General features: G+C 40.7%; 5 protein-coding genes and 1 pseudogene. 2 read left to right on the top strand and 4 right to left on the bottom strand.

The window, feature by feature from the left end; all coding sequences use genetic code 11:
* Positions 1 to 75: 75 nt before the first annotated feature.
* Together PY479_RS17430 and PY479_RS17425 are read right to left on the bottom strand one after the other, a co-directional pair.
* Positions 76 to 954, bottom strand: a pseudogene (locus PY479_RS17430) (DEAD/DEAH box helicase family protein); the annotation flags it as partial.
* Between the two features lie 5 nt (positions 955 to 959).
* Positions 960 to 1,499: a response regulator gene (locus tag PY479_RS17425; protein ID WP_275484529.1), complete on the bottom strand. Its 540-nt coding sequence runs from the start codon at positions 1,497 to 1,499 to the stop codon at positions 960 to 962.
* 134 nt (positions 1,500 to 1,633) lie between these two features.
* Here PY479_RS17425 and PY479_RS17420 point away from each other — a divergent pair, with 134 nt between their 5' ends.
* Positions 1,634 to 1,840 (top strand): helix-turn-helix transcriptional regulator, encoded by a 207-nt coding sequence (locus PY479_RS17420; protein ID WP_037441191.1) that lies wholly within the window; start codon positions 1,634 to 1,636, stop codon positions 1,838 to 1,840.
* 524 nt (positions 1,841 to 2,364) lie between these two features.
* Complete coding sequence (locus PY479_RS17415; RefSeq protein ID WP_275484528.1) at positions 2,365 to 3,261, top strand: hypothetical protein; 897 nt, start codon at positions 2,365 to 2,367, stop codon at positions 3,259 to 3,261.
* Positions 3,262 to 4,111: 850 nt separating this feature from the next.
* Here the strand turns inward: PY479_RS17415 and PY479_RS17410 are convergent.
* Positions 4,112 to 4,324 (bottom strand): SHOCT domain-containing protein, encoded by a 213-nt coding sequence (locus tag PY479_RS17410; RefSeq protein ID WP_212594582.1) that lies wholly within the window; start codon positions 4,322 to 4,324, stop codon positions 4,112 to 4,114.
* A 247-nt stretch (positions 4,325 to 4,571) separates the two neighbouring features.
* Positions 4,572 to 4,905: ISAs1 family transposase (locus PY479_RS17405; RefSeq protein ID WP_275484527.1), on the bottom strand; the 334-nt coding region annotated here is incomplete at its 5' end.

The following is a 4,905-nucleotide window of genomic DNA, read 5'->3' as shown; positions in this document are numbered from 1 at the left end:
AAAATGATGTCACCTAGAGAGTATCGAGCTCTTAAAGTGGCGAGTTAAGCTGTCCGTTTTGGTGGGGGCAACTACAGTAACGATTTCAGCGGTTTGTGCAAACTCTTTTCTGAGAATATTCAGAATATGAGTAGCATGTTCTACTGATGAGGCAACGACTAATCCTGCTGCATTTGGATTGTGCAACCTAATGTTATTGAGCTTGTTTGTCGCCAGCTTTAACACATGTCGAACAGCTAGATCATTTTTGATGACTGATTGGTAAGAAACCGAAGAACCTTTGAATAGATCATCCAGACAATTAAACGTCTTAGTTTCATTATCTTCATCAGTAACAGAGATTTTTTCATTATCAATTAAGACGATCTTGGGATTTCTGCATACTCCGTCAGCTACAGCTTCCCTTAAACCGTATATGTAATCGCATTGAATCTGGTTGTTCGGATCTGTGTAACGAGATAGAGCTATCGGTGCCTGATCTGAGCGCCATGGAGTGCCAGTTAATGCTAGGGTGTATTCTGCTTGGTTTTGAATATTCAGTAAGATCTCTTCTCCCCATGCATTCGCATCTTCTAGAGAACTGCCTGAGCAATGATGGATTTCGTCAAAAACAACGAGTACGCGATTTCGTTTTAGTAGTTGCCAAAAGTCTTCGTTGAATGACAGCATACTTTGGTAGGTATAAGAGCAACCAATAGCCCCTATTACGCCATCGAAACGACAATCCAATCGTTTTGAAAATGCGGACTTGATCCCCTGAGATATATTGATGGAAGGTGAAAAGCAAAGCACAAAGTCGATTAGGCCTTCTTCAAGTAGTTGAGCTGCCACTTCGGCCGCCATAATTGTCTTACCGGCTCCAGGCGTCGCTAAACAGAGAAAGTGTCTGTGTTGGGTATTAAAGTGCTTTAGAGTACGATTGACGCACTCTGATTGCCATTTTCTTAGCCGCATGAAGATTATTTACGCTGGTGAGAGAGGACAGATTTAATAGCCTTGATTTGCCCAAGTAGTTTTGAGCTTCTTTCCCGGGCTTGTAAGTACTGAGATTCGAGATGTGTCTTCATTTCGGGGAAGGATTGATACAATCGCATATACTCTTCTGATTCACCAATGCTAGTAAGTAGATCCACTTCAGATTCTTTCAAACGTTCTTCAAGTTGCTTAATAGCATCAATAGTGGTCGAGGGGGCTGATGTGATCTGGTTTGCCGTGGACGTCGTTGTATTTTGCTCGATGAATTTGGTCTCAAAAAACAGCTCAGACTTCTGGTACACAATCCTTTTAGAGTTTTTTGTTCCCTTCTTAAGCAGTAAGCCTTTCTTAACCAGTCTATGGATCTGTCTGTAAACATATTTGCGTGCCTCATTGGGCTCTTTGGTCACTGCACACATTGCCAAGTATGAGTCAAGTAGCTGTGTCACACTGAAGTTGTCAAAGTTCTCATCCTGGAGAATGGAATTTAGTTGAGCGTTGATCTTGATGGATGGTTTTGACATTAACTTTCTCGCAAAGAAGCTCTGTATCGCTAACTCACCGGGCTAGGAGAGCTTCATATTAATTAATGAGGATTATAATCCGTGGCTTTATAAGCCGCAACTTTAGATAGTCTTTCTCTTTAACGAGAATAAAAATGAAAGACTTAGCTATCCAGTTTGGTGCAAAATTACGCGATAAGCGCAAGGCTCTCGGGATCTCGCAAGATAAAATGGCGTTATTAGCAGAGATAGATCGTAGCTATGCAGGACGAATTGAGCGTGGTGAGGTCAACATTACGCTCGAAAAGGCCTATCAACTAGCTGAGATTTTGGAGTGTGACGTCAGAGAGTTATTACCCTAGCTTAAGAACAGCCGCCATTTCAACTCCAGAGGTGTCTCAATGTTACTTTGCAACTTCAGAGTCAATACTATCTTAACTAGGAAATGCCCCATTATGTTTCAGCAACGTGATATGCGGTTAACTCCTATATCAGTGCATTGACCAAATTTTTGTAATGCTACAAATGAACTAATATTACATTGGTGTTTTATTGTGCTGGTAATGAATGTCAGCCATGAAGTTCGGCATTAAGCATAAACAAGGATTTTATTATGGCTAAAGGCAGCAGCGGTTCTAAAGGAAGCAGTTCTAGTAAAGGTAGTGTAGGTGGTCGAGGCCCATCAAGTCATCCGGGGCCAGGTGGTAATTGGCCAAGCTCGTCAGGCAACCCATCTGGGGGTGGCCGAGGGAATGCCCCGTCAAAAGGTAAATAAGTAAGAAGGCTTGGTTCTTTACATGTGTAATCAGAGTGAAGAGCCAAGCATTAGTTTATGTTAATGCATTCTAAATAGAGGATGCTGTATGTGGGGGAGGCGAAACTAACAATGTATAAGCCAAACCAAAGCCAGCTAAACACAGAAATGTCGATATCGAATCAACGTAAAGTCGAACTAAGAAATTATCTTCGGCACGCTCGTTCTGTACTTAGCGACAAATCACTAAAGTCCCCCAATATTACCCATGAGTTTTATCGGGCAATTCGCATTAAACAATTTAGTCGTGAATTTGGGCCCGATGAAGATGAAGAAATGGAATTCTTGAAGAAATTAATATTGGCTTGCGCTCAGAAGTACGAACTAAAAATACCCAAAATCATGGTGAAATATTCGTGGCTAGATGATGGTGAAGCTGCTCATGTTCATTTTGAATCAGGTGTTTGGTATATCGAAGTAGACGACAAATATTGCACAGATGATCGCCGTTTAACCACAATTATTGCACACGAAATGTCCCATGTAGTACTACTTGGACATGATATTCGGTTGGAGCCAACTTTAAAAAATGAAGAACTTACTGATGCAGTTGCGATTCTGGCTGGATTTGGAACGTTTTTTCATGAAGTATGTTCAACGGAGGAGGTAATCCAGTCGGAGAAAGAAGAAGATATTTATACAATTAAATATCAAACTCTTGGGTATCTAAAACGCGAGGATATTGAGTATCTACTGGAAGTAAAAGAGAAAATTTCTATTGACCGTACGGTAGCTCGATTGTTGCCAATCAAACTTTGCGAAAATCTATTTTGTAGTGCTTGTGGTGCTGAGATACGAGCGTTAAAAAGACAGGGCACTTTCCGTGTAACTTGTCCCATTTGTACGAATCGGCAGGTAGTTCGTATTGGAACTATTTATAAGGGGGCTAGCAAAATAATTCGCTTTCTAGAGATGATTATTCTCTGGCCAATATTGAGGTTCATCGATAGTCTGCGCGGATTCTCATGAATTGCGCTTAACATGGTTCTTTAATTCGTTTTCCTGAGAGTCCCATGCGCCGATTAGCTTTGATGTCAGACAGTTAGACTGGAGTGGGTGGACCTCTATCGATGGCTTAGATTCGCCCTTGGCAACGGGGAACCAAGATTCTATTTCGACGATGCCCCATTGCGTGCCAGAGTACTGAGATGTGCAACTCGTTGTTAGGTGCTAATCGACCAAATTTTAGTAATGCTACAGAGTCTTGAAGATGCTAGCGTCTTACCACGTAATAATACAGAATGAATAGAGTAACATGGGCGATTCACAATAATGTGCACAAGGAAGAATATGAATTTAATTCTAATGATAGTACTTTCATTAGTAGGGGCTGGGTCTATAGCCTACTGCTCTAGGAAGACAGACTTCAGCAGTAGCAAGCTATTTGTAATAGGTTTTTTTTCGCAAGTATTGGCTACTGTTATCCTATTTTGTCCCGTTATGCTTTATCAAATTCACATCGGTAATACCTATGAGATTAGCGATTTGGTCTTCATTATTGGAGGGACTCTATTTATCTGTTTTATCACAGGAATCAAATGTGCGAATGCCGGTGACTAACTCTATAAATACATAATCTATAGAATTGGTGTCAAAAAATTAAGATAATTCCAAAATTCGTAATTTTAGTTATGTGATATAAAATTGTTGCTTTTCTACATTGTGGAGGATGAATAACTCAGGTTTGCCCCTAAATTTGTTTCGAAGACACAAGAGTATTTGGACATTGGTTGGATAGTCGAATAAGATTTTGTATTGTCACAAAGTCGCTACCAATATTTGTAGCGACTCTGTCATGATAACGGCGTAGTGGATAAATTCAAAGATTACGCTTTATCTCATCTAATTCTTCTTTGGTAATTTCACCTTTTGCATAACGTTTTTTTGCAATATCCAGCGGAGTTTCAGATGCGTTAGAATGATAGCTTTTCGCAGATAACAGAAGCCAAACAATGCCAACTAAGATTGCAACCCAAATGATTATCATGAAAAAATGACTAAATCCCAAACTATAGCCGTATAACCCATTCATAAGTCACCTCGAAAATTACGTACAGCTTTCTTATTTCCTTAAATGTATTTCAGCAGATAACGGCGAGTTAAGTGTGTTAAAAATCCAATTATTTATGTCAAATTATGGATTTCCGTTGAACTGACACAATTAGTCATATCGTTGAAACTAATTGGTGTAGCTTTTGCCCTCCACAGCCCGTCAATCAAAGGCGAATTGCATCTAGATTTAATAGCTTGTCGCTGGGTCAGGGTAAGAGCATGAATGCTTAAATATCACCCAACGTCTTTAAACCTGCTGTTAGTACCTGCTCCAGATAATCAGTGCTACCGTGTGCACGCTTCTGTTTGCGTGGAATACTGATTTTTCGAGTTGTTTCCGCTTGGAGCATATTCAACGCTATCTTCCTTGCTCCGGACAATACCTCCGCCGCATTGCCTCTATATATTTGGCATTGGTCTTCCTTCATCGACGCGTCCAGCACCCAATGCAGGCTATTTTCAACCGCCCAGTGGCTGCGTACCACATTGGCAAAACGGGCCTTGCTCAGTTTGGCTGAACTGATGTAATAACGGTACTCAAGGGATTCATTACCGCTTTTC

Source organism: Shewanella sp. A32, assembly GCF_029167175.1.
Lineage (GTDB): Bacteria > Pseudomonadota > Gammaproteobacteria > Enterobacterales > Shewanellaceae > Shewanella > Shewanella yunxiaonensis.
The sequence above is the reverse complement of the archived record's forward strand: the minus strand, read 5'-3'. Positions and strand labels throughout refer to the sequence as shown.

Bases quoted from the DNA above. Each gene is read 5' to 3' on its own strand.
- PY479_RS17425 (WP_275484529.1), bottom strand. From the start codon at position 1,499: ATGTCAAAACCATCCATCAAGATCAACGCTCAACTAAATTCCATTCTC.
- PY479_RS17420 (WP_037441191.1), top strand. From the start codon at position 1,634: ATGAAAGACTTAGCTATCCAGTTTGGTGCAAAATTACGCGATAAGCGC.
- PY479_RS17415 (WP_275484528.1), top strand. From the start codon at position 2,365: ATGTATAAGCCAAACCAAAGCCAGCTAAACACAGAAATGTCGATATCG.
- PY479_RS17410 (WP_212594582.1), bottom strand. From the start codon at position 4,324: ATGAATGGGTTATACGGCTATAGTTTGGGATTTAGTCATTTTTTCATG.